Raw genomic sequence first — 1,556 nt, forward strand, 5'->3', positions numbered from 1 at the left:
GGGTAAGCGGATTAAATGGTTGATCTTACCTTTGCATGAGAGTGAGACAGACCGGCATCTCATCGGATTATCTGGTTGATGCTTCACCTACTGCTGGTGCATGTTTCCTTCGCTAATTCCAGCAAGAACCCCACACGCCTCAACTTCCCGGTCATCGTTGCAACTCGCTCTCAGTGAAACGAGTTGTTTCTCAAGCGCTTGCAGAGCGGTTATCTGCGACCGCACATGAGAGATGTGATCATCGAGCAAGGTGTTGACGGCGGTACAAGGCTGATGAGGGTCGTCCTGATAGCTCTGTAGTTCGTGAATCTCAGCCAGTGACAGGCCCAGGATTCTGCAGCGGCGGATGAAGGCCAGCCCTTCACCATGCTTCTCGGTATAGACACGGTAACCGTTGTCCTGCCGATCAGGCGGCGGCAACAAGCCCTGCTGTTCATAGAAGCGGATCGTCTGTGTTTCGACCCCTACCAACTGCGCCAACTGACCAATGCGCATCAGCCTCCTCCCCAACGGATTCTTTACTCTATTGACCTTATAGTAGCTTTATAGTTTAAAATGGTACCACAACATTGTTCAAGTGGAGTCGTATTATGAGCAAATCCTGTGGTGGCGCCTGTGGCGCTGATGCAACGTCCGCAGCGGATACCGATATACAGGCCTCCTCCGAGGCGCCAGGGAGATGGGTCAGTGTTTATGCCGTGCCGAAGATGGACTGTCCATCAGAAGAACGAATGATTCGCCTAGCCCTGAACGGCTTTGAGGAGATTCGGGCGCTGTCCTTCGACTTGTCGAACCGCCGGCTGAAGGTCGTGCATGACGGCGAGGTCGAGCCCGTCACCTCGAAACTGAAGACCTTGGGGCTAGGCGCCTCGCTTCAGGAAACCGTCGCTGCAAATCCGGAGACCATCAAGGCCGCCGAGTTTTCGGCAGCTTCTGCTAAGCAAGAATCCGGGACCCTGCGCTGGTTGCTCGGCATCAATGCACTTCTGTTCGTGGTGGAAATGACTGCCGGTCTGATCGCCCGGTCCACCGGCCTGATTGGAGAATCCCTGGACAATTTTGCCGATGCGGCGGTGTACGGGCTTGCCCTTTATGCGGTTGGACATAGCGTGAAAATGCAGGTACGTGCCGCGCATCTTGCTGGTGTACTGCAACTGATCTTGGCTGTGGGCGTGCTCGTAGAGGTGGTGAGACGCTTTGTATTCGGTAGTGAGCCTGAATCGCTGGTGATGATGGCTATCGCATTCGTCGCATTGATTGCCAATACCAGTTGTCTGCTGCTCATATCCAAACATCGGGAAGGCGGGGCGCACATGAAGGCAAGCTGGATATTCTCGGCCAACGACGTGGTGATCAACCTGGGGGTCATCACCGCCGGCGCCCTGGTCGCGTGGACCGGTTCCAATTATCCGGATCTGATTATCGGCACCATCGCGGGGGGCATTGTACTTAACGGTGCCAGACGCATTTTGGCGTTGAAGGGTTAAATAATGCTCATTATTGGCAAAAAGCTCTCGCCGTATGCCCTATTGTCCATATCGGGCCTGCTGGCAGCG

2 protein-coding genes are annotated in these 1,556 nt (G+C 54.8%); one reads left to right on the top strand and one right to left on the bottom strand.

The features are described from left to right. Positions 1-87: 87 nt before the first annotated feature. Positions 88-495 (bottom strand): Cd(II)/Pb(II)-responsive transcriptional regulator, encoded by a 408-nt coding sequence (gene cadR, locus MHN09_RS21190; protein WP_007148576.1) that lies wholly within the window; start codon positions 493-495, stop codon positions 88-90. 95 nt (positions 496-590) lie between these two features. Between cadR and MHN09_RS21195 the strand changes: the two genes are divergently transcribed. Next, positions 591-1,487 carry a cation transporter gene (locus MHN09_RS21195; protein WP_020744994.1) on the top strand — a complete coding sequence of 299 codons (897 nt, stop codon included), beginning with the start codon at positions 591-593 and terminating at the stop codon, positions 1,485-1,487. Positions 1,488-1,556 lie beyond the last annotated feature (69 nt).

The sequence above is a fragment of the Alteromonas sp. MmMcT2-5 genome, assembly GCF_022348315.1.
Taxonomy (GTDB): domain Bacteria; phylum Pseudomonadota; class Gammaproteobacteria; order Enterobacterales; family Alteromonadaceae; genus Alteromonas; species Alteromonas macleodii.

What these genes read in the sequence shown, in the direction of transcription:
- cadR (WP_007148576.1), bottom strand. Translation starts at nt 495, where the DNA reads ATGCGCATTGGTCAGTTGGCGCAGTTGGTAGGGGTCGAAACACAGACG.
- MHN09_RS21195 (WP_020744994.1), top strand. Translation starts at nt 591, where the DNA reads ATGAGCAAATCCTGTGGTGGCGCCTGTGGCGCTGATGCAACGTCCGCA.